Genomic DNA, 23,438 nt, shown 5'->3' with positions numbered 1-23,438 from the left:
AAGGCCCGTTTGCTTTAAGGGAGCAACCGAGCCGGGGCGAAGATTTAGACCCCTTCGCCCCTCTATCTTACCACAGGCAAAGGAGAGGGAACAAACATGAGTCAAAAAATCTATGAGATGGTCACCGATAAAATTATTCAGCTGCTGCAGGCGGGCGTGATTCCGTGGCGCCGACCGTGGCGCAGTGGCGCGGCCGTGAACTGGCAGACACAAAGGCCGTATAGAGGCATTAACGCGTTCTTGCTGGAGGCCGGGGAGTATGCCACATTCAAGTGCATTACGGAGGCAGGCGGGACCGTCAAGAAAGGTGCTAAAGGTGAAATCGTGGTGTTTTGGAAGTGGCTGGAGAAGGAAAACGAAGAAACCGGCGAGCTTGAGAAAATACCTCTTTTGCGGTATTACCGGGTTTTCAATATCGCCACGCAATGCGAGGGACTCCAGAGCAAGCGCGACGGGGGAGCCCAACAGGATCATGATCCGATTGAAGAAGCAGAACAGCTGATTGCCGGTTACGCCGATCGGCCGCCGATCCGGTTTGCACCGGGACGGGCATTCTACCGGCCTGCAGATGACATCATCAGCGTACCGCCGCTGGTGGACTATGATCAGCCCGAAGAATATTACTGCACCGTATTTCATGAGCTCGTCCATTCCACCGGTCATGCAAAGCGGCTGAACCGATCCGGCATTACTGAGCTGGCCGCGTTCGGAGACGAGAACTATTCGAAAGAAGAACTTATTGCCGAGATTGGCGCGGCCATGATGTGTGCCGTCTGCGGCATCGACAATACGACGATGGAAAACAGCGCGGCTTATATCAATGGCTGGTTGCGCGCCTTGAAAGAGGATCAGCGCCTAATCGTACAGGCAGCAGGCAAGGCGCAGCGCGCTGCGGACTATATGCAGGGCATCACGTTCGAAAGCAGCGAGGCATAAAGCAAGGTCCGGGGGCTTGGCCCCCGGGATTCCATTCATGAAAGGGAGGGAACCACAGTGGATCAACTTACGTATTCGGATTATGTGCTGTTCTGCAGGGCGTTTCAGCAGCTCAATTTCTTTGATTTTGATGAAAAGGACATTCAAGTCCAAGCTGGGGAGAACCCTTGCTATACGTATGATGCGACGTTTCGCGATGAGAGCAATTATAAAACGAATGTCTTGATTATCTTTGATGGGTCCGCAATTTCTTGGGAGATTGGGGACGGCTGGGAGGATGCCAATACGGAAATTCCCGAGCTCTATGATACACTGATTCAAATGAAGGAAAGCGGCCTGCAGCTTTTGCTGTAAGCCGAGCGGCCGGGGGGATCTCATCCCCCCGGACCCCCCATCCTAAAAGAAGACAAACTTCTCCTTTCGTTGGGCCCTGAGCGGACGTTTATGATGACTGGCCATGTTGGGCCATGGTAAACCTTGACGTTTGATGATGGGCCATGACCGGCCAAGTCAACATGGAAATAAGGAGCGTTTGCACGAAGAAGGAGGCTTTACGTATTACTCCGTAGTGACGTTATTATAAATTCCGTTTGAAGGAGATAAACCCTTATGAGGACATGCCCCTATTGTGCCAGTGGACTGAAAATCCTGGACGCGACCTTTTATCGCTGTGAATTCTGCAGAATGACTTTGCATTCCGATGACACGCAGGAAGATGGCCGCCGCAAACCTGTTTCGGAAGAATATGCTCCACCCGAAGCCTGGCTCTCGTGTTCGACACCGGAGATGATGACATTTTCAACGGTGCAGCTTATTTTTCTGCTTCGTTATGCGCGTTCCAAACGCGCGAATAGTTACAACTATGTCCGTGTTTTTAACAAGGCTGGTGACGCAAAACCATCTCTTTTACAGGCGTACAAGGAGTCCGTTCAGGCGACAGGGGAAGCTTATGAGTACTGGACACGGAAGGCGTGGGTGATCGAGAATATTTTGCGGGAGCGCACCGGCGACTTTCCGGCGAAAATCACAGACAGGTACCTGGCCGAGCTGCTGGCGCGGATCCAGGAGATCAACGCCAAACCGATGCAGATATCCAAAAGTAGAAGACAGCGGCAGGGTTCCGTTTGAAGTATACAGAGGGGAGGTCATGATGATCAAAAAAAATTCTTTGTCTGATAATCTTGAGTTTATTATTAGGTTGCTCCAAAACACCAAGTACCATCGAACAGGCTTTAGAACAGAGACATATCCAATACGATAAAATTTTAAAAACACTTGATACGACTAACGAATTGGTCATATTAATTTATACAAATAAAGATAAAATAACAAATGAAGATAAATTAAACATTGGATTGCTAAAGCATAAAAAAAATGATTGGAGTTGGGTGATTGGTCAAAACTCTGCAATTGATAAAGATGCTGATATCGATTGGGCTTATACAAACATGGACGAAAAGAACCCTATGTTTGTTGATAACGATAAAATCAAAAAAATAGTGATACAAACAAAAAAAATCGAAAAAGAAGCCACGATACAGCAATCTGATAATTTAACTTATTTTTATTTAATGATGGATGATCCGCAATACCCGCCTATGAAAATGACTGGATACGACTTAAGCGGTAAAGTCGTATATGTATCTGGCTCACTTGATTAGTACCTTCACCACATAACTTTTTGGAGCGCTTAAGGGCTCATGAAAACCATGAATATGCGGTTGCCTGCTACGTTGCTACCCAAGAATCGACTGGAAGAATTGTAACAATCCAATCATGGCGAGATCAGTTATTAAGGAATAGATAAGGACTTTTGCGCATCCCCGTCAGTTTCGAGTACTTCGAAGCTAACTACGGTTTTCGTGTCAGGTTGTCCATCAATGAACCGCGTTCCTGGATTAGATGCCGTGATGCGTTCAATCAGAAATGTTCGAGGAAAATAGCTTTTTCCATCGTCTTCTTTTTCAATACCTAGATGCAAATAAATCCCTTCAAGTTGACTGTAGAGCAACAATTCGCATTGGACACTACTTCCAGGTACTGGATTAAACTTAATCATTATTGTTGCGGAATTAAGGAGATTGGGAAGAAGATAAAAGTAAAGCATCTTATCTTTTTTACTATTGAACTCGGCCTTCCCGGCTTTGTCTTTGAGGTGTCTAAAGTTGAGCGACCCGTTCTTTATATTATCCCATCCAAGACGGCCTTTGTACTCTTTGTGTTTAGACCAGTGTAAAGCTTTTTGAACAATGCTTTCGATACCCAGAAGGTGGCAAAAACGGTGGGGCTCGAATTTGATCTAATCTGCTCTCCTGAAGAGAGATTGTAGATATATGTATTTGGGCTAAGTTGGGTTTCGTAAAACTGCTGCAGAAGAGACAAGTCAATTTGATTTATTGTTGGTTTTACCTGGAGCGCAAGTAAGCCAGGCAAATCTAGCAAAGCCATAGGTAGTCCCCTTAAATAAAAATAATAAAGCTCTGATGACTTTCATCATCAGAGCTGACAGTTTTAAAAAAAATAGAGACAGCCAAATGCTCGACTACACGGTATTTTTTAACGTCCCCCCGGCGGAGAATCCAGAGCTGTCGTTCCGGATGGCTTGCGCCCTTACGTTTACTATAGTCCATTTTACAGCAGATTATGCTTATAGTCAATGAGTTTTCCTTCTTCTAAGTGGGGGAAGTCCTTTGCATGACCGTCATATGACGGTCATTGAAGTTGTCCGAGCTGTAGCTCAACCACGCGGTCGGTTAATCGATGGAATCGAGGAACAAAAATAAAGGGTACTCAACCATCATCGCCGTGAGCAGTGATTTTCAAAACACTGAAGACCACTTAAAAACTGCCTTACAGCAACTGGAGAGAACTCTCACTGCCCCCATCTGCATATCGGAAATTGTCCGTTCCACCCCGTTGGAGCGGGTGGTCATGATTTTCTCCATTTGTACGTTTCGTTTGGTTTCAAGATATCGTGGTTGAAAGGACTAGGCTCCGCTCACACTGCGCAAGACCGGTTCGAATAACGTCCACTCGTACCCTACCACAAGTTTTCTCCTTTTAGTCCCTTATCGCATCGAACATATATTTTTTTCAATATATAGAAAGAATTATCTTTCGGTCAACGAATATATAAGCTACCTAGCGCTGGGTAAAAGAAAAAACTAGTTTCCCCAAACTAGTCATTAAAAAAGCATATATATTGGAGGTAAACAATGAAAAGATTACTGGCAATGGGAATCGCGTTCATGTTTATGTTTGCTTTAGCATTCTATCCTTCAAATAACACTTATGCCTTCTCAGCTCATGGAAAAATTTCTTGGTACAATGGCGTAGGAAAAACCGTTGATTATGGTAATGGTAAACTACCACATTTTAGGTAACTATGATTGTGCAACTAAAATTGGATTTGATAACCCACCCAACGGAACGTAGATCCTGGTGAAAAATCTGGATAATGGTAAAGTGGCTGCACTGGAAAAGTGGGATACTGGATCCTTGGGGGGGTCAAGCTCCTCGGTTATTTTAGATATTATGCCCTATGTTTTTGAGCAAGTACTCGGTGCAAACCTGATTAATGGCTACATCTATAATGGTTATTACTCTTACAGCAGCTAAAAATACTGGCGTAGTATAGACTATACAGAAGTAGAGAGAATTATTCTCTTTACTTCTGTTTTTAAAAGGCGGAATAGATGTGAAAAGAGCTATATTATATACTATTTTTTGTTTATTTCTCTTAGCATGTGCTGCTTGGTTTATATTGGATAAGGGTAGCGCGAAGCAATTAAGTAGCGACAAGTTACTGATCACATTCACTAGCCAAGAACTTAAAGTTACATATATTAATTTTTTTAAGGGGAAAAATCATGTTGTATATACCAAAGGTGCGGCGGACTACCCAACTGCTGCCTTGACAGGGAATAATAAGAACTTATTTTTTACTGATTTTGATTCTAATCATCAAACGCAGCTTTTTAAAATCAATCTTGAAAATAAAGATAAGCAACAGTTAACAACAGACTTTTCTTCTATTGATTATTTGAAATTAGACGAAGAACGAGAGAAGGTTTACATGCGTGTTTTATTAAATGGAGACCGGAATTTCCATATCGCCGTATATGACTTAAAATCGAAGGAAATGAACGTTTGGAATAGCGATGAAAAAGATACGAGTGTCAAAAATTTTAATGTAAGTCCAAATGGAAATGTGTACGTTCTTAGTTTTTCTAAACAGAGTCGCATCAAAATATAGAAGATTTTAATCAAAATCAGGGACCATTTAAACCAGCCCAATATACGTTCAGCATTTACAATCCAAATGGGTTTAAATTAAAGGATGTAGGGTTTATTCGAAAACATATCCAAGACTTTTCAGTTAATTCAAATGGAAGTAAAATCATATTTTCAGTAAATGAGAAGCCAGATTCTAGTGATGCCAATTTTTTAATTTATGAAATGAACACTAACAATGGAGCTATTAACCCGATACTCTCATCATCCAGTAAGGAACTTTTGAGCCTCCAACAACCTCAGTTTTCCTCTTCAGAGGACAGATTTATTTATTTTATTGGAGTACCTCAGAAGTATAATGTTCTTCAAGATGATCATGGAACAAAAGCTAAGCAAAGAAATCTTTATCGGTATGATACAATTGAGGATAAAATTCAAAAAATATGGTCAAAGGATAAAGGGATTATTAACAACTTTTCAGTGGCTTCAATGAGGGACAGTTAAAAATTATTGTTTAAATAAAACCGGTATCACCATATCGATCAATTTATCCACTGGAAATAACTTCGAAAAAATTCTTTGATACGACCTATGCTGCAGATCGCTGTACATTCAACCTGGCCAAACACTTTTGCTGTTGTGCTTGGCCAATCCGATCTCTTTTGGCCGCGTGACCACTCCCTTACAGGGGCTTCACATAAAAACGAAAAAGCCGCCGGCTGATGCCTGGCGACCGCCAAGGGGTATTATGGTAAAATGGGAGGGCGACAACGATCACCCTCTTTTTGTGGCTTTTCCGGAATTGGGAAAGTCATTTTTCATTTGTATTGGCTTTGGGTTCCCTATCATTCTGATACTTCGATCCGATTTTTTAGGTTATAACTTTCTTGATTCTCCTCATTCCACAGTTTAATGAGCTGTAGAATATGATTTCGCCCTTCATCATTAAATCCAACGTAGATAGCTGGAACCCAGCCGCCGTGATCATGAGGGTCATCCTTTTCACCAGGGCGAAGTTTTTCACGACATTGCGAGCAATAACTGCAATTATCGATCCCAAGATAATGTACTGTTTCGAATGGCTTAAATAACCTGTAATAGTTTCCGCAGTCTTTCCTACCTGCTATCCGTCTAATCATGTCTTATAAACGCTCCTTATTCCAAGGCTACCCCCGGTACTCCCAAAACAAACCTTTAGAATAAGAACTTTTTTCTCCGGGAGGGGCTTTTTACTTCAAGTGCAGAATTTAATGATCGGTTTTGTTGAAGACGCGGCGCTGTACAATCGTCATTTTTCTACAAAATTTAGGTTCATTTTACTTTTTTATTTTAAAAAATAGTATTCCTCTACTATTTATACTTTTATTTTACAATATTATACTTATTTTGAGTTGAAAATTACCAAAAACAGGAAGGGGTTGCGTTATATGGTTTTGAATTTAAATAGGTACAGGCTGCTATTTGTAATTCTTCTTTCCATTTTGTTGTCAGTCTCCTTATTCGTTTTGTCTCCGCTTTCCGCCAAAGCATCGGATGAAGACATACAGGGCGCGGAAACAAACACTGAAATACAGGGGGAGACATCAACCGATGGTGTTCAGATAGTGCCTGGCCCTGGGAATAATGCCAACACCAGCACCAATGAAATTGGCCCCATTCAGACTTTCGCCACTGGGGTATATGGTTCTTTTGCATTTAGAGCACGTGATTACGGTGACTTCACTGCTGTAAATGCATATACCAATAGTGGAATAACATCTTTTTCAATAAATTACATGGCTTGGGGTGTACATAATAACGAACAAGGTAGTTTTAAAGTTGAAGTAGAAGATACTGAAACCGATGAAATTGTCAGAAGTGTTTATCATTATACTGATGTTCCTAGTATGACGCCCTTAACTGTGACAAATGTAGTACCGGGAAGAACATATACTATCCGAATGGTATCTTTAACAGATAATGATATGGATGGCGGATTCTATGTTCATATTGATGGATATGCTTATGATTAATTAAAAAAATCCTCAGTAGGTTAACTCCCCTACTGAGGATTTTTTTAATTGATTATTTTATTGGCTAATTCAAGCATTTGATTTTTATCCAATTTAATGCTATCCATTTCAAAATAAATTCCTTGGTTAATCCAATTTAGATTTCCACCCTTAGGATAATTAAGAACCGGACTAAAGTGATATGTTATGTTGTTTAGAACAATTTTTTCAGTAGTTACTGTATTAATTAAGGTTTTCCCTTTCGCAGATGTCTCATAAATGTTCAATATCGTATCATCATTGTAATGATAAATCATTCGAATATAATCGTTGGATGACTTTTCAACCTTACTCCACTCGTTTGGTACTTTAAAATAAACTGGTTTAAATTCTGTAACTTGTGACTTTTTATTAACTTCAGTTGCTGGATCAGCAAAAGCACTTGGTGATACTAATAAAAAAATCATTAGACTAAGATAGAGTATTTTTTTCACAATTTCCTTCTCCTTTAGATATATTGTTATGCTAAGTTTCACCAGATCGTCTAAAAATGATACATAAAGAGCTCCAACCTATCTCTCCAGATCAATGCCGCGGACAGATATAGGTACAAAATATTTTATTTGGTGAACATGTCTGTGGCTCCTAGCACCCCGATCGGGACGCAATCTCGAGCAATGCCAAGAAAAACGAAAAACTGCCTCTTCGCGATCGATGCGAACAGAGGCCGTTTTTTTGTAGCTTGCGGCATTTTGAAAATCGCCGCTCAGGGCCGAATTTTGCGAAATACGAGCGTTGAAATTTGGAAGCCCATCACGAACACAACGGGAGAGTGCCCATTTATACCCCTGCGCTGCAGGGAATGGGTCTCGCTTCGCTCGATTCCAGAAATTTGGCCGCGTGGCCAATCACCTGCAGGGGCTCCACATAAAAAAAAAAAGCCGCCTGGGCTGATACCTTAGCGACCGTAAAGCGATTATGTTAAAATAGTGGGACGACAACGTATCAACCTCTCTTGATGACTTTTCCCTTTACCGGGAAGTCATTTTTTCATTTCCAAAGGATTGCTCACTCCCCGATCTATCATTCTGATACTTCGATCCGATTTTTTAGGTTATAACTTTCTTGATTCTCCTCATTTCACAGTTTAATGAGCTGGACCTCTGTCAATAGATTGGACAGCCAGAATCGAGAAAATTACGCAATTTGACCGTACATTTGTTCGTATTGAAAAGGTGTAAGATACCCGATAGCGGAATGTACGCGTTTCCGGTTGTAGAAAAACTCGATGTATTCAAAAATCCGACTTTGGGCTTCCTTGCGGGTTCTGAACTTCTCCAGATAGACGAGTTCCTTTTTGAGCACGCTGTGGAACGATTCGATGCAGGCATTGTCATAGCAGTTGCCCTTGCGGCTCATGCTGCATTTCATCCCGTATTTCAAGAGCCGTTTTTGGTACTCATGAGATGCGTATTGGCTGCCGCGATCGGAATGATGCAGGACTTCGCCTTTCGGCCGTTGACGGTTGTAAGCCTGATCCAGAGCTTGCAGGACCAATTCCTTGGTCATTCGCTCATCGGCGTGCCAGCCTACGATTTTGCGCGTGTACAAGTCCATCACGCTCGCGACATAGAGCCATCCCTCGTCTGTCGGAACGTAAGTGATGTCCGCCATCCAGACTTGATTGGGAGCTTGTGCCCTGAACTGCTGGTTCAGCACATTGTCATGCACTGGCAGATTGTGGTTCGAGTTCGTCGTCGCCTTGTATTTCTTGACGGTGCGCGACTTAAGCCCCAGTTCCTTCATGATGCGGGCGACCGTTTTTTCGGATACCCGAACACCTTGCTGGCGCAAGACTTGAGCGATCTTCGGGCTGCCGTACAGGCGACGCGAGTCCACAAAGATACGGCTAATCTGTTGTTCCAGTTCTCGGCGACGTTTCTTTTGCTCGCTTTCCTGGCGCCTGGTCCATTGATAATAACCACTCCGGGATACGTTCAAAACCTTGCACATCTCCGATACCGGATACTTGGAGCGGTGTTTGTGGATAAACGCAAAGATCAGTTCCGGTCTTTTGCGAAGATGTGCATCGCCTTTTTTAAAATTTCGTTCTCCATCTCGAGTTGGCGGATTCGTTTCTGCATTTCGAGAAGGGTTTTTTCCTCGATTTTCAGGTTGCCGCTGCCGCGAAACGCATTGACCGGATCCTGTTTGAATTCGTTGATCCAGCGGTACAGAGTATTGTCGGATACGCCCAATTCTCGGGCGACCTGCGCCACCGGCTTCCCCTGTTCCTGAATCATTTTTACGGTTTGGATTTTAAACTCTTTGTCATATTTCTGACTCATCTTCGGACACCTCGATTTTGCTAGGTTTATTGTCGCATTCTCGATTCTCGGTGTCCACTATTTAGTCTAGCATCACATTGCTACTAAGGTTGTACCTTCCTTTACCACTGGAACTTGGTTAAGTGCTTGCCCATTTACTATAACTTTTAATCGTGAATCGGCGCTTGATACACCTGTTATTGCGAAGAACAAAAGCGTCGCAACAATCGTCTTTTTCATCATCGCTTCTCCTTTTATGTATAACAATTAATAGATAAACCAGGCTAATTTAGTATGTAAATTATAAACGACATAATGTGGTAATTGGTTCCGGAATTTAAATAAATTTAGCGATCGAAAGGGGAGGATCTTTATAGTCTGCTCCCAGTCAAATAAACTACTGAATATGCTAAAGTGGCTGTTTAGACCAGAGGAATTCAAGCCAACATCGCTACTCCAGTAAAAGTTCCTCTAACGATAGTCTGTTACAGACAAGCCTATGACACGTCACCGTAATTTTGGGTTTGTATGTGGCATATGTTTATTTATTTGTATGGCTCGATATTATTTGTTGGTCGGGGTTGCACTGGTTCTTTCTCCGATAATCATAAAAATGTTGCTGGTATCAGAATCAAAAGTTTAATAAGGTGATCACTTGGGAAGCCCACTTAGCCTTTGGGTTCCAGTCGCAACGACACTACCATAAAAACAGGAATTCCATCGGCATTCGTTCGTAAGAATATGATAGTACAAGCTTGCGGAAAGTATTGATGTAGGAAAGACTGAATGGCGCGAGCAACAAAGAATTTGAAGGCAGCCGGTTTCTTGTGATCGGCTGCCTTTTCTCTACGGATCGTTTAAAAAGATGAGGATTTATAATTACAATTTGGAATCTTTAGTATGGAATTGAATGAAAGTAAGAATAATAAGAGACTTTTTCGACCCAACCAACTATCAAACAATTACTATATTATTGCGTTCTATACTATAGAACCAGACTTGATGATAATGCATTAAAAGCACATCATTACATGGAGTTGATGATCATTACATCCGAAAAAAAACGAAGCAAAGTACAAGGAACCCTACTAGGATTCACTTTTATTGTTCTATTTAGCAGTTGTACGTTGTCTGATGCTAAACCGAGTAATGTCCGTATGGGAGTAGAGTCGGGGAATATCCAGCCTGAGAAAAAAAAGCAAGGCGTTGATCAAAAGAGCTTGATTTTAACTGAGAAAAATGGGATTGTTTTGACTACTTCACCAACAGAAGAAAACAATTTGCAGCGTGAGATAACTATAGACATTCGAGGAGAAAAGAGGAAATCAGTTCTGTGGAATGCCGTGGTGGATACCTCTCGTCCGCCTATTATTGAAGAAGTCGATGTGAATTCAGATGGTATCAAAGAAATAATCATCCATATGAATACCGGAACTGGTACCGGGATTTCTATCAATGACATCCACATTTTGAATCCAAGCTCACTCGAGGAACTGAGCGTCGAGAATCCAGTTCAAATGTTAAACGGCAAACTGAAATCATCCGTAAAACACCTAAGAGGAAAGACCTATATAGATGCGGAGTTGGACGATAAGCATTTGAGTAGAGTTTATGACTACGATGACGGATTTTGGGGGGAGCGGGTTAGCTTCGGATCAATCGTATATTATGAAGTTCGAAATGGACATTTAAGAGCCGAATTATCAGGTCAGGCTTCGATTAGTGAATTTCCATTGAGGATTGTAGTCGATTACAATAGCGATCTTACCATTGCGAACTCCGCTTTATTCTATAACGGATTTTTACAGCCTCCATTCAGCGAAGAGGAGGTAAAATCTATGCTAAAACAATGGTTACCTGAGGGAGATTGGGTTTTCGAACAAAAGGATGATCAATATACTGTCATTTATCCCAATGCGTCGGGGAACGGCGAGTCGATGATGATGAGTATAAATCCAATGACCGGCACGGTGCATGATACTACTTCAGGCAGTCCGCTTAAGAGTCTTACTAACGTCGATGCACCTGATCTTTTTAAGATTACCAGTGGTACGGAGTATATGGCCGAACTCTACAAGCTGGCAGAGCGTATACTTGAAGCCGCTGGCTTGAAGCCAGCGAGCAAAGAGTGGATTTCCGGCTTTCTAGGTGACGGATACGTATTGGGAGAGGTTAAACTATCCGAACAGAAATTTACAATCAAGGTTGACGTGTTTACAGGCCAATGGGAAAAGATCTATGATCCTTTTAAATAAGGTTGTGTTAACTCAACCGTCTCAGGTCAACTACGCTGGCTTGTTTAGCGTGAAGTCGTTATTATTTCAAAATTCATTGCGTAACGGATTGTCGAGAATGTCAACATTTTTGATTTTGAGCTGAGTGCGGACGATCTAGAACAACTTTCCGCCCTCGATACGTAGGAATATCCGTACCTAACTAACGGCAAAGTGGCAAACCTTTCACGAAACCAGGAAGTACCGCTAGATAACCGAAAGGCTTTTTATTGGTGCTTTCAGTTTTTGTTTCCTTTCAAGTCTATCAATAAAAGTGTTGTCTATGCCGACTAATCATTTGAATGTACTTGAGCAGTTACTCAAGGAATGGTATCCGGTGTTCATATACAGAAAAAGGACCTGCAAGTACTGCAGTGTCCCTTTTGTATGCATAGATATAAATTTAACATTTGGGTTTCTTTCGAATCTTTAATCCGTTCTCTTTTGAGAAATTAATAATTTCTTTGGCCAGTTGTTCTGCTGCCTGCTTATTCATGTATATCTCCCTCCTTACTAGCCAGTATGAACGGTTTAAAGGTATATCATACACTTGCTCTATTCCATGATTAAAGCATAGATAAACCTACAGCATGTCACCGCGACGAATGCTTACGGTGGTATTTTCAACTCTGATTTTTCCCGAATTCCCCTGTGAGCTGCTAGTTTAGAAATCCCATTTGGACCTAAAAACGAGTGCAGGGTCTTCCGCTGCCTAAATAAAGCGGAAACTTTATTGGAAGCCAAAAAGGTACGTCCACGTCCACAAATATCAGCTATTTGTATATAATTGGATGTAAGTGCGTGTTTATGGAAGTTATATAGTTTCATAACAGGGATCATTATCTTTTCGATTATAAAATGATGAATAAGCCGCCCTATTGGCAGCTTATTAAGTGCTCCTTTTAAATTTCTATAGATGAAAAAAAAGTCCAAAAATGGATCGAAGAATCGGGGAGGGCTGGAGAATGTCAAATGGAGCGAAAAGGTTCTTTAAGGTTTTTGCCAAAAATATTAAAGAATCAATTGGCGCGGGTCGATACGAAGCGAATGGAATAAAAGTCTCCTGTGTTCATTGTCAATATGATAGATTCGAACACGGTTATGCGCAGTTAAACACTGCTTTCTTAAGTTTTTTAAACCTCGACTTTGCCAATCGGTCAGCCAATATATTAACTTGTCACCGTTGTGGCTATGTCCATTGGTTTAATAAAGATATCAAAAGAGTCAATAACTGACAGGAGATAAAATGAGTCGCTGAGCATTCGGCGGCTTTTTTATTTTCTCCCAAACCAAGTCAGGAAAATTAGGATCTCTTTGACGTATGGTTCGGGGGAGGGGACAGGCAAGAAAGTAAGGGAAGAAGAGAGTGAAATTGTGAATGCTCATTATTTGTAGCAAGATGCCTCTAGTCAAAGTTATATAGGTGGAGGTCAAAGTGGGAGACAAGACATTTAAGGTGGGATTACTACAAGTTCAAGTTCATGTTTTGGTCGACTTCAGGCGTTGTAGTGATAAAAGTGATCACAACAGAGAAAAACCTACCGCTTAGGGTTGCCCTTAGTCGGTAAGTTCTTCCTTCCTTTTAAGCTGCGGTTGCCCGCGTTGTGACATAAGGTCCCATAATAACTGACCACATTTTTCGATATAGACCTTGAAATGGAAAGGAAGCCAAGAGCATTTAAAACGCTCTTGGCTTCTTTTCCAGTAGCTGTTGATATTAATATTATACTTATTCCTCTAAACCAAGCTTGATTCAAAATAAAGACGTGATCCAGATGCAACATCTTGCACAAATCCACATGGACTCCGCAGCCCGGATGCTTCATCCAACCTCAGCCTATATTTGTATCTTGTTCAGCGACCGAGCATTGGAGTACATGCTTAAGGCATTGTATATGAAGGAGAAGAACTGTTTGTTTCCTCCTCCTTCGTTTACGCTTCAGGATGTCATCGAGCTAACGACACAGAACTCCGTCCCGGATTTGGATAGGGCATTGTTTATGTATACCATTCATTTTTTGGCTGGCTACAATGATGTTTCCTTTCTTCGGTTCATACATACCTCACAGCTTCAGAAGCTGCTGAAACAGATAGACGATGTGATGCTGCATTTGTCAGCCAGAGTTGCATCTCATCCATCTGAGTCATATCGCCCTATTTTCCCTAATCAGCGAAAACCGGGAAGCAGCACTCCTCATTAGAGATACGATTGAGCGATCCAGTCAGTGGTTGTTTTAAGACCCAATTGAACTTGCATTAAAAGGTGCAGCCTTCCGGAATTAATATCGGAGGGCTTTTACCTGTGAAAAAGGGTACGAAACAACCGGCTGAGCCGAACCGGAAATCAGTTGTACCACAAATGAAATGAGACGATTGAGCGAAGCTTCACAGATACCAGATGGCGATCATCTGGATTGTCTGAAGTAGTAGGGGGAACCCTTATTTTTGCTGCGTAATGAATGCATTTATGCAGAGAAGGACCCGGGAAGTCGCGCCCTGACTGGGCCAGCAAAAGATGTGCCCTTCTAAAAAAATGTGGCTTGTAGGCATTTTTCACCTGTTTTAGGATGGGAGTTGGGTGCAGCCGAAATAGATTGGCATAAAGGGGGTAACGAAAAATGGAAAATCTACTAGCCCGGAAGAGTGCGGGAGACCGCCGCAAACGGTTCGACCGGAAGCGCCTTCTCATCAACATCCCTTTATTCGTGATGTTTACCCCGATCATCGTGTACTTTCTTGTATTTAAGTACATCCCGATGCTTGGGCTCGTGGTGGCCTTCAAAGACTACAATTTCACCGAAGGGATATGGGGAAGCCCCTGGGTGGGGCTGGATCATTTCAAGCTGCTGTTCTCCAATCCGAATATGCAGAACATCCTGCGGAATACGTTTATCCTCAGTCTTCTGCAAATTGTCGTCGGCTTCCCGTTTCCCATTCTGACGGCACTCCTTATCCATGAGGCCCGGAAGCTGTGGTTCAAGAAAACGGTTCAGACGGCGGTCTTCCTGCCCCACTTTCTAAATTGGGTCATTGTGGGGCAGATCGTGATTACGATTTTCTCCCAGCAGACTGGCATCGTCAACACCGTCGTGGAAGCGTTGTTCGGCGAACCTTACGCCTTCTTGTACCATGAAGGCTCCTGGATATCGATCTTCGTCGGGGCCGGCATCTGGAAAGGAGCGGGATGGGGAGCGATTATTTATCTGGCGGCGCTTGCGGCCATCGATACGTCGCTGTACGAGGCGGCGAGTATGGATGGAGCCGGCAAATGGCGGCATATCTGGCATATTTCGCTTCCTTCGCTTGTCCCGACGATCGTCATACAGCTAATCCTGACGATTGGCGGCGTAATGGAGGTGGGGTTTGATCAGGTATATGTACTCCAGAACTCGGTCGTATCCAGCATATCGGAGGTTATTTCCACCTGGAGCTACAAATCCGGAATCAACGGGGGGCAATTCAGCCTGGCGACGGCTCTTGGCCTGTTCGAATCACTCATCGGCCTGACGCTGGTGCTGCTGACGAACTGGATCGCCCGGCGCTACAATCAAGGATTATGGTAAGGGAGGTGGGACATTGATGAGAAATTCACGAGGAGAGAGAGTGTTTTATACACTGAATACCGTCATCCTGTCGTTGTTTGCCCTCAGCTGCATTCTGCCGATGGTGCATCTGCTTGCCCTGTCATTCAGCAACCAGGATGCGATTGTGTCAGGGCTGGTATCGCTATGGCCGGTCGGCTTTACGGCTGTCGCCTACGACAAGCTGGTGAATGGTACGCAGATTGTGAAGGCGCTGGGTAACAGCATCGAGATCACCCTGGTCGGCACGTTCCTCAATCTGTTGTTTACGCTGCTCTGTGCATATCCGCTGTCACGGGGTTATATGTACGGCAGACGTTTCTTCACCCTGGCCATCGTCTTCACGATGCTGTTCTCCGGCGGTTTAATCCCCGGGTATTTGCTGGTCAAGTCGCTGGGACTGATCAATACCTATGGGGCGCTCTGGCTGCCGGGTTTGGTCAGCGTATACAACATGCTGGTCATGCGCACCTTCTTCATGGGAATTCCCGAGGAACTCGTGGAGGCCGCTAGAATCGACGGCTGCGGGGAGTGGAGGCTGCTGTTCCGGGTATTCCTTCCGCTGTCGCTACCAGTCATCGTGGCGCTCGGTCTGTTCTATGGCGTCGGCCATTGGAACTCCTTCTTCAATGTGTTGATGTTCATCAATTCGCCGGAAAAATTCAATCTGGCCGTGCTCGTCCAGCAGATGATTCAAAGTCAGTCGCTGCTTCAGGAGATTGGCACCATGTCTCCGGAGGATTTCGCTTCGATTACGCCGGAGTCCATCAAATCGGCGGGAGTGGTAGTCATGATTGTGCCGATGCTGATCCTATATCCATTCCTGCAAAGGTATTTCATTAAAGGGATTTTAATCGGGGCAATTAAAGGATAAAACCGTTTACCGGGAGAATTCGTTGAATAGGGAGAGTGTCTCATGAATGGTTATATGAAAAAAACGCTAGGCTGCACCTTATCGAGTCTGCTTGCTCTTACAGTTATCCTGTCCGGCTGCTCCAAGGATGAGCCGTCATCTTCCACCTCGAGCAAAACCGGCGAGGCCGGGAAATCAAAGCCATCGATTACCGTGTCGATGTATGACCGCGGCAATATCCCACAGGAAATCGGTACGGTGGATAATAATCTGTGGACCAAATGGGTCAACGAAAACTCAGGGGTCAACGTGAAGTTCATTCCGGTGCCCAGATCCGACTCCGTTAAGAAATTCAACACGCTGCTGGCCGCAGGCCAGGCGCCAGACCTGATACTGGAATACGATACGAACTTCCTCAACCAGTTGTACACCCAGAAGCAGATTATGCCACTCGATGATCTTATCGATCAATACAGCACGGAATACAAGCAGCTGCTTGAGCAATATCCGCTGCTGCGGAAGCTCGGAACGAAATCGGACGGTAAGCTTTATGGAATTGGGCGGGTGCTTGGCTACATTCCCGGCAACTTTCTGTTCATCCGCCAGGACTGGCTGGACAAGCTGGGTCTGAAGGTGCCGGAGACAGATGAAGAAGCCTTCGAGGTTATGAAAGCGTTTGCTTCTCGGGATCCGGACGGCAACGGAAAAGCGGATACGTTCGGTGCCAATCTGAGCGGCGCCGGCGGTGGCTGGGTGGATACGATGTTCCAGAATGTCTCCTGGATTATTAATGACGGCAATCTGGTAAGGGATTGGGAGCGGGCCGAGGATGCTGCTTCCTACAAAAAGAGGATGTTCGAAGAAGGACTCGTCGACAAGGATTACCTGACGGACAATGTCGGCAAGAAATCGGAACAGGACTTCCTCCAGGGCAAGACCGGGATCTACGGAGCGGCGGGCAGCGTGCATCTGATTTATACCCAGTACCAGACGTTCAAAAGCAATAATCCCGATGCCAAACTGACGGTTATCGCCGTTCCGCGCAGCAAATACGGCCAGTTCAGTCCCGGCTTCAATGCGCCAATACAAATGTCCGGGGCTGTGAATGCCAAAGCGGCCTCCCCCGAAGGGGTGATACAACTGATTGATTTCCTGAGCAGCGCATCCACAGTCAAAACGATGAAGTACGGCCTCGAGGGCGTTCATTACAAAATGGAGGACGGCAAGGAAGTCACCCTCGACAAAGATAAATATGACAAGGAGATCAGCTGGCTTGGCGATTTCCGGATGGTCGGATCGCAGTACCTGATCAATGAGTTCACCAAGTATCTGGAGGATCTCGACCAGTCCAAGCCGCTGGACAAGGATGTTTATGACATGATGACGAAAGCCTACAGTCTCTACATCTCCAAGGATCATCCTATTCCGGCGATTACGATGGACGGTTATATGCCGGGTCTTCCCGCAGACATGCTGTTCATTGCCAACAACGTGAACCAGCCGGTAACCGACCTGTGGAACAAGGCGATTGTCAGCGGCAAAGGTTATACGGTGGAACAGGCCGCCGCCGATGCGAAATCGCTGTGGAAAAAGTCCGACGGCGAGAAGCTGGAGAAGTGGTATGCTGACTGGTATGCGGCCAATAAAGACAGCTGGGTATTCACCAAAGATCTTTACGATATGAAATTCTAATGGAATGAAGGACCTTTCCTACCGGCTGCGTATGACGCGATACCGGTAGGATCTTCGCTTTTGCCGGAGGAGAGTGGCCCGGAAGGAAGGAGGATGCCGATGAAAACAAAATCGTGGTACCAACGGCTGCTGGCCACGTATTTGCCGATATTTTACCTGGTCATTTTCTTCCTGATTTTCGTATTCTTCATGACGGTCAGCGAGATGTCGCGCCAGCAGACGTCCAACGCCAACGACAGCTATGCCAAATATGTCATGCAGGCGCTGGAGTCTGCCCTGCAGAATATCGACCGGGACTTCTACAGGGAGCTCGATACGGATCCCGATATCCAGGCATTCCTGTTCCGCAAGGACGACGGCGAAAGCGAATACCTGCTCAACAGTCGGCTGGCGAACAAGTTTAAAACCATGGGAGTCAGCTATCCGCTGATCCACTCCGTCTATCTGTACCGGGACGCAGACCGCCGGGTGCTGACCTCCAATGCGATCATGTCCAGCGACAGCTTCGGCGATCGCGAGTTCGCGGAGGAACTGGCGTCCGGAAGAGAAGTTCCCTACACATGGACGGGAGTGCGCGATTACAGGCTGTTCAGCTTCGATCCTACCACTTCGGTTGTCTCGCTGGCCCGCAAGGTGCCTTTGCAGTACGAGAGCCGGGGATTTCTCGTCATCAATGTCTCGGTCAGCGGAATTCGGGCCATGGTGGACGAGATGGCAACCCAGAATGTCGGCTCAACAGCGATATTTGATGCTTCGGGTCGGGTGATTGTCGGTTCGGTCAGCGACAATCTGCAGGGCATGTCTTTGGTGAAATCCTCCTACATGATGTGGGAGGTGCGGACCGGCCTGATTGGAGGGTCTGCATACAGGGTAATCCTGAATTTCTTCTACGGCTGGATTGCGCTTGGGTTTACGGCAATTTTGCTCGGAACGGCCTTGATCGTGTTCGTTACCCGGCGTTATACCTCGCCGCTCGACGCAATTGTCCGGCGGATCAAATCCTATTCCAAATCCCGATCGAAGGAGCTGGCCGTGATGGCCGGCGGCCAACTGCAGTTCTTCGAGACTGCATTCGATCATCTGCTGGAAATCGCGAATTTGTACACCGATGTTCATCATGAGAACCTGGTTTACCGCAGAAAAACGTTCTTCATCGAGCTGGTTGGCGGGGAACGGAGAATCGACGCTTCCGTCTGGGAAGAAGAGACGGGAAGATTCGGAATGACGAACGGTTTCCGGGAGCTTGCGATCGGTATTCTGGATATCGATAAATATCCGGGCTTCTGCGGAGCGTACAGCTATCAGGATCAGAATCTGATCAGGTTCGTTATCTCAAGCGTCGTGAAGGAGACGGCTGCCGAGATGCGCATCGCCGTCTGGTCGGAATGGCTGGAGAACGAGCGGCTGACCGTGCTGTTCTACGCGGAAGAGCCGGAGCCTGGGCTCCGATCGGAGGTTGCCGTATTATGTGACAGAATCCGGATTTGGATTCAGGATAATCTGGAGTATACGGTGACCATCGGGATCGGGTCAGTTGTGGAGAAGTTGGAAGACGTTCCGCGCTCTTTCGATGAAGCCGAGGAGGCGTTGACCTATAAATCCTCTGCGGGTACGAACCGGATCATCGCTTATAGCGATACCGAGCGCGGTTTTCAACTGGATTCGTTTGTTTATTTGCAGTTGATCCGCAGTATTGCAGAATCTTTCAAGCTGAGAGACTCAGACTGGAAAGTTAAGTTTGCCGAGCTGGTCGATCATATGCAAAGCCGGCTGTTTTTGCGCCAGGATATGGTCAACCTGCTGCAATACATGATTTTTCACATCTCCAAGGAAGTATGGGATCTCCCCGCGCCATACAAAGAGGCATGGGACCGGGTGACCCCGGAGCTGAGCGGGGTGCTCTTGGACTTCGATACGCTGGAGGACGCCCGGGAGCGGCTTGAAGCATTACTGGACGAGGCTGCCGGATGGTTTGAGCAGCTCCGTCCCGGCAAGCAAAATCAGGAGCTGATCCGCAATGTCCAAGCATACATTGAAGCTCATTATCACAGTCCTGATTTATCCCTGGGCCTGCTTAGCTCCGAATTCGGCATCCATCAGAGCAATTTGAGCCGTCTGTTCAAGGAGGAAATCGGTGAGAATTTCGTCGACTATCTGGCCCGCATCCGAATTTTGCGCGCGAAGGAGCTGCTGCAGACGACGAATGATCCCATCCAGGACATCGCGGGCAGGGTGGGGTATTTGCATTATTTTTCCTTTAACCGGGTATTCAAAAAAATCATGGGCCTGACGCCCGGCGAATACCGCAGAAGCACAGCGTCGGAGCTGAAAGGCGGATAGGAGGCGAACATGGATACACATTGGCAGGCGCGCTGGATCCGGCACCCGGATTTTCAGGGGATAACTCCGATCGGGATGCTCCATAAGGAGACTGAACCCCGGCCGGAAAGACTGCATCCTCCGGAGCTGAAGCATCATCATACCCTGTTCCGCAAAGAGATGGACCTAGTGGCGGATCAGCTGGGGAAGGTAGTACTGAGTATCAGCGCGGACGATTATTACAAGCTTTATATCAACGGAATCTTTGTTGCGCAAGGTCCGGCCCAGGGATACCCGTTCCATTATCATTACAACCGGCTGGATGTCACTTCTTACTTGGTGCCCGGACGCAATGCCATCGCCGTCCATGTTTATTACCAGGGGCTGGTGAACCGCGCATACAACAGCGGGGATTTGCGCCAGGGATTGATTGCCGAGCTGACGACGGCGGGCCAAACCACGCCGCTCGCGAAAACGGACGAAAGCTGGCGCTGTGCGCGGACGATGGAATATGGCACCGGGGATGCAGCCACGACCGGCTACGACACTCAATATATCGAGCATATCGACAGCCGCCTTGCCTTCCGGGGCTGGCGCGCGGCAGGTTTTGACGATTCCGGCTGGATGAGGCCCGCCGCGCTCGGGCTAGAGCATACCGGTTATATACTCTTCGAGCAGCCCACGCCTCCCGTGGAGGTATACCGGAAGAAGCCAGCCCGGGTGCAGCGGATCGGAGATAATCATTATCTGTTGGATTTTGGAGAGGAGATCACCGGCCAATTCACGATGAAGGTGCGCGGAGAAGCCGGGACGGTAATTGAAGTGCGATGCGGGGAAGAACTGGACGATGATGGACGTGTACGTTATGAAATGCGCTGCAACTGCAATTACCGGGAGCAATGGACCTTGTCCGGGCACGAGGATGAGCTGGAGCCGTTCGATTACAAAGCGTTCCGCTATGTAGAGATCATCGGACCAGGCAGGATTCTGGATGAGCGGACGTTCGCCGCTGTAGTCCGTCATTATCCTCTGTCGCCCAGGCAGAGCGGCATCTTCCGCTCGGAGGAGTGGCTCTTGAACGGAATCTGGGACATTTGCTGCCGCGCTGTCCAAAGTTGCGCGCAGGAATCCTATGTGGATTGTCCCAGCCGGGAGAAGGGGCAGTATCTTGGAGACAATACGATTATCGGCCATGCCCATCTGTATGTGAGCGGCGATTCTCGTCTGGTCCGGAAGGCGCTGCGCGACTTTGCAGTAAGCACGACGATATGTCCGGGCATGATGGCGGTCGCCCCCGGGAACTTTATGCAGGAAATCGCGGACTTCTCCTGCCTGTGGCCCATGCAGCTGCTCACCTATTACCGGCATACCGGGGACACCGCCTTTTTGCAGGAGATGCTGCCTTTCGCCGATGGCATCGTGGACTACTTCCGTAAATACCAGCGCGCTGACGGGCTGTTGGCCGATGTGAAGGAGAAATGGAATCTCGTCGATTGGCCGGAAAATCTGCGCGACGGCTACGACTTCCCGCTAACGCGTCCGGTAGGGGAGGGCTGCCATAATGTAATCAACGCGCTCTACTACGGGTGCGTGCAAACCGTGCAGGAGATCAAGGATGAGCTGCAGGTAGCATATGAAGACTGGCTTCCGGCGTTCAAAACGGCATTTCTCGCTACCTTCTATCGGCCGGAGAGCGGGCTGTTTGCCGATGCGGAGAACAGCGCACACTGCTCGCTGCATGCGGGCGTATTCCCGCTGTTGTTCGGATTGGCGCCGGAGCAGGCCGTGCCCGCGCTGGTTGCCGAAATCCGCCGCAAGCGGTTCAGCTGCGGCGTTTATATGGCCTACTTTGTGCTGAAGGCACTGGCTCGCGCGGGTGAACATGCTCTCATTTACGAGCTGATTACCGGAGATGACGAGCACTCCTGGAGCCAGATGCTGCGAGAGGGGGCAACCAGCTGCTTCGAGGCGTGGGGCAAGGAACAGAAGTGGAACACCAGTCTGTGCCATGCCTGGGGCAGCGCGCCGATCCCCGTGCTTATCGAGGATATCATCGGCTTGAAACCGGCGCGTCCGGGCTGGGAGGAGATTTCACTCGAGCCCCGGTTGCCTCCCGGTATGAAGCCGTTTCATCTGCGGATCGTTGTCCCTGCGGGCATACTGGAGGTTCGTTACGACGGCGCCGAAGCGGAGCTTATCCTCCCGGATCAGACGGTGAGACGGCCAGCCGGCGGGAAGCTATAAACGGATTGCCAAAAACAAGGACGGGATTCGGTCAGCCAAGAGCTGGTTGGAATTCCGTCCATTATAAAGTTGTTTTCTCGGGGCCTTCTAAGTGCGGCAGGGTTTTTAACCAGACAACTCTACTATTCTTCCAACTCTCTCTCATACCCCTCAACCAAAACCGAAGCTTTAACCTGAAGTGCCCTTGCTAGAGCTGTTATCGTGAGCAGAGAGGGCGCTTTTTCTCCGTTCTCTTGTTCACTGATATAAGACCGGGCACGAAGGCCCTGCACAACTATACTTTCCCAGCCGGGAGTTCAAGTTCCATCAGATGAACAAAGACACTTCGTTTACTTGGTTGCAACTTTTTGTCTAACGATACTTAATGACTCCATTGTGGGTTTTGATACAAATTTGGATGCCAACGACGGAATTCTTCTAATATGATAGGTTGCTAATAAATACAAAGAAGTCTATCTAAGAGAAAACCACTCCATTATCGGAGTGGTTTTCTCTTTATATGCTGATGTATATATTGTATTCAACTGAACTTTGCGGGAAACTGTATCATAGTAGAGGCACGGATCAATCCGTCTTCCTCGGACTTGCTCAAAGCGGTTTTACGCCTTGTAGAACTAAATCATTCACTGCACTATTCCAACATTTAAAGTGCAAATAAGCCTACAACGTATCAATGTTGCTGCAGGGATTTTTGTTCGGGAGAAGGGGACAACAAGAAAGGAAGAATGGGAAGGAGAAAACAAAATGGTAGCTGGGATTTATTATCGGTAGCATGATGCATAATGGTATTGACCAACGTATCAACCTGATAATTCAATTGTGAAGAGAAAATCAACTCGTGAACTGTAGAGGGTGTGTAAAAAATTACATGTAGTAATCCATTAGTCAACATGATATATTAATAGTCCGGCCGCAGGATAGCCGGTAATCAAATGAACTCCGGTAAATGGAATTCATTACATGTATCAATAATCGTTTTAATGTGGTAT

Annotated in this window: 19 protein-coding genes; 14 read left to right on the top strand and 5 right to left on the bottom strand. The window is 46.2% G+C overall.

The genetic code is table 11. The annotated features are described in order from the left end of the window. Positions 1-96: 96 nt before the first annotated feature. The 4 genes from MKY74_RS35150 to MKY74_RS35135 all read left to right on the top strand — a co-directional run bounded on the left by MKY74_RS35150 (position 97) and on the right by MKY74_RS35135 (position 2,597). Positions 97-936: an ArdC family protein gene (locus tag MKY74_RS35150; protein ID WP_076176859.1), complete on the top strand. Its 840-nt coding sequence runs from the start codon at positions 97-99 to the stop codon at positions 934-936. 57 nt (positions 937-993) lie between these two features. Then, positions 994-1,290 (top strand): hypothetical protein, encoded by a 297-nt coding sequence (locus MKY74_RS35145; protein WP_076176860.1) that lies wholly within the window; start codon positions 994-996, stop codon positions 1,288-1,290. A gap of 255 nt (positions 1,291-1,545) precedes the next feature. Continuing rightward, positions 1,546-2,064 (top strand): hypothetical protein, encoded by a 519-nt coding sequence (locus tag MKY74_RS35140; protein WP_076176861.1) that lies wholly within the window; start codon positions 1,546-1,548, stop codon positions 2,062-2,064. 53 nt (positions 2,065-2,117) lie between these two features. Then, positions 2,118-2,597: a hypothetical protein gene (locus MKY74_RS35135; RefSeq protein WP_076176862.1), complete on the top strand. Its 480-nt coding sequence runs from the start codon at positions 2,118-2,120 to the stop codon at positions 2,595-2,597. A 131-nt stretch (positions 2,598-2,728) separates the two neighbouring features. Here the strand turns inward: MKY74_RS35135 and MKY74_RS35835 are convergent, their stop codons facing one another. Further along, the gene (locus MKY74_RS35835) at positions 2,729-3,235 is read right to left on the bottom strand and encodes a PBECR4 domain-containing protein (RefSeq protein ID WP_167372958.1); all 507 of its coding nucleotides are present in this window, start codon (positions 3,233-3,235) and stop codon (positions 2,729-2,731) included. Between the two features lie 916 nt (positions 3,236-4,151). Between MKY74_RS35835 and MKY74_RS35130 the strand changes: the two genes are divergently transcribed. The 3 genes from MKY74_RS35130 to MKY74_RS35120 all read left to right on the top strand — a co-directional run bounded on the left by MKY74_RS35130 (position 4,152) and on the right by MKY74_RS35120 (position 7,181). Continuing rightward, positions 4,152-4,319, top strand: a complete 168-nt coding sequence (locus MKY74_RS35130; protein WP_167372956.1) for a hypothetical protein — start codon at positions 4,152-4,154, stop codon at positions 4,317-4,319. Positions 4,320-4,633: 314 nt separating this feature from the next. Next, a complete protein-coding gene (locus MKY74_RS35125) occupies positions 4,634-5,191 on the top strand; it encodes a hypothetical protein (protein WP_084204293.1) in 558 nt (185 codons plus the stop codon). A 1,405-nt stretch (positions 5,192-6,596) separates the two neighbouring features. After that, positions 6,597-7,181 carry a hypothetical protein gene (locus MKY74_RS35120; RefSeq protein WP_076176865.1) on the top strand — a complete coding sequence of 195 codons (585 nt, stop codon included), beginning with the start codon at positions 6,597-6,599 and terminating at the stop codon, positions 7,179-7,181. 44 nt (positions 7,182-7,225) lie between these two features. Here MKY74_RS35120 and MKY74_RS35115 read toward each other — a convergent pair whose 3' ends face one another. The 3 genes from MKY74_RS35115 to MKY74_RS35105 all read right to left on the bottom strand — a co-directional run bounded on the left by MKY74_RS35115 (position 7,226) and on the right by MKY74_RS35105 (position 9,730). Then, complete coding sequence (locus MKY74_RS35115) at positions 7,226-7,654, bottom strand: hypothetical protein (RefSeq protein ID WP_076176866.1); 429 nt, start codon at positions 7,652-7,654, stop codon at positions 7,226-7,228. A 703-nt stretch (positions 7,655-8,357) separates the two neighbouring features. After that, positions 8,358-9,508 (bottom strand): IS3 family transposase gene (locus MKY74_RS35110; protein ID WP_197070105.1). Its coding sequence is split into 2 segments (ribosomal slippage): positions 8,358-9,253 and positions 9,253-9,508, totalling 1,152 coding nucleotides; the frame shifts between segments, so codons are not numbered across the junction. Between the two features lie 72 nt (positions 9,509-9,580). Continuing rightward, the gene (locus MKY74_RS35105; RefSeq protein ID WP_167372957.1) at positions 9,581-9,730 is read right to left on the bottom strand and encodes a hypothetical protein; all 150 of its coding nucleotides are present in this window, start codon (positions 9,728-9,730) and stop codon (positions 9,581-9,583) included. A gap of 797 nt (positions 9,731-10,527) precedes the next feature. Between MKY74_RS35105 and MKY74_RS35100 the strand changes: the two genes are divergently transcribed. The 7 genes from MKY74_RS35100 (at position 10,528) to MKY74_RS35070 (ending at position 22,449) form a co-directional block, all read left to right on the top strand. Further along, positions 10,528-11,742, top strand: a complete 1,215-nt coding sequence (locus MKY74_RS35100; protein WP_144025556.1) for a hypothetical protein — start codon at positions 10,528-10,530, stop codon at positions 11,740-11,742. A 983-nt stretch (positions 11,743-12,725) separates the two neighbouring features. After that, the gene (locus MKY74_RS35095; protein ID WP_076176868.1) at positions 12,726-12,995 is read left to right on the top strand and encodes a hypothetical protein; all 270 of its coding nucleotides are present in this window, start codon (positions 12,726-12,728) and stop codon (positions 12,993-12,995) included. A gap of 1,383 nt (positions 12,996-14,378) precedes the next feature. Then, positions 14,379-15,323: an ABC transporter permease gene (locus MKY74_RS35090; protein ID WP_076176870.1), complete on the top strand. Its 945-nt coding sequence runs from the start codon at positions 14,379-14,381 to the stop codon at positions 15,321-15,323. A 16-nt stretch (positions 15,324-15,339) separates the two neighbouring features. Next, positions 15,340-16,215, top strand: a complete 876-nt coding sequence (locus tag MKY74_RS35085) for a carbohydrate ABC transporter permease (RefSeq protein ID WP_076176871.1) — start codon at positions 15,340-15,342, stop codon at positions 16,213-16,215. A 42-nt stretch (positions 16,216-16,257) separates the two neighbouring features. After that, positions 16,258-17,886, top strand: a complete 1,629-nt coding sequence (locus MKY74_RS35080; RefSeq protein WP_076176872.1) for an extracellular solute-binding protein — start codon at positions 16,258-16,260, stop codon at positions 17,884-17,886. Positions 17,887-17,985: 99 nt separating this feature from the next. Next, a complete protein-coding gene (locus MKY74_RS35075) occupies positions 17,986-20,226 on the top strand; it encodes a helix-turn-helix domain-containing protein (RefSeq protein ID WP_076176873.1) in 2,241 nt (746 codons plus the stop codon). A gap of 9 nt (positions 20,227-20,235) precedes the next feature. Further along, positions 20,236-22,449 carry a family 78 glycoside hydrolase catalytic domain gene (locus tag MKY74_RS35070; RefSeq protein ID WP_076176874.1) on the top strand — a complete coding sequence of 738 codons (2,214 nt, stop codon included), beginning with the start codon at positions 20,236-20,238 and terminating at the stop codon, positions 22,447-22,449. Between the two features lie 122 nt (positions 22,450-22,571). On the opposite strand, the gene MKY74_RS35065 is transcribed toward MKY74_RS35070, so the two are convergent. Continuing rightward, on the bottom strand, positions 22,572-22,721 hold the full coding sequence (locus tag MKY74_RS35065) for a helix-turn-helix domain-containing protein (protein WP_279628531.1): 150 nt from the start codon (positions 22,719-22,721) through the stop codon (positions 22,572-22,574). Positions 22,722-23,438 lie beyond the last annotated feature (717 nt).

Source organism: Paenibacillus sp. FSL R5-0378, assembly GCF_038009285.1.
Lineage (GTDB): Bacteria > Bacillota > Bacilli > Paenibacillales > Paenibacillaceae > Paenibacillus_AQ > Paenibacillus_AQ favisporus.
The sequence above is the reverse complement of the archived record's forward strand: the minus strand, read 5'-3'. Positions and strand labels throughout refer to the sequence as shown.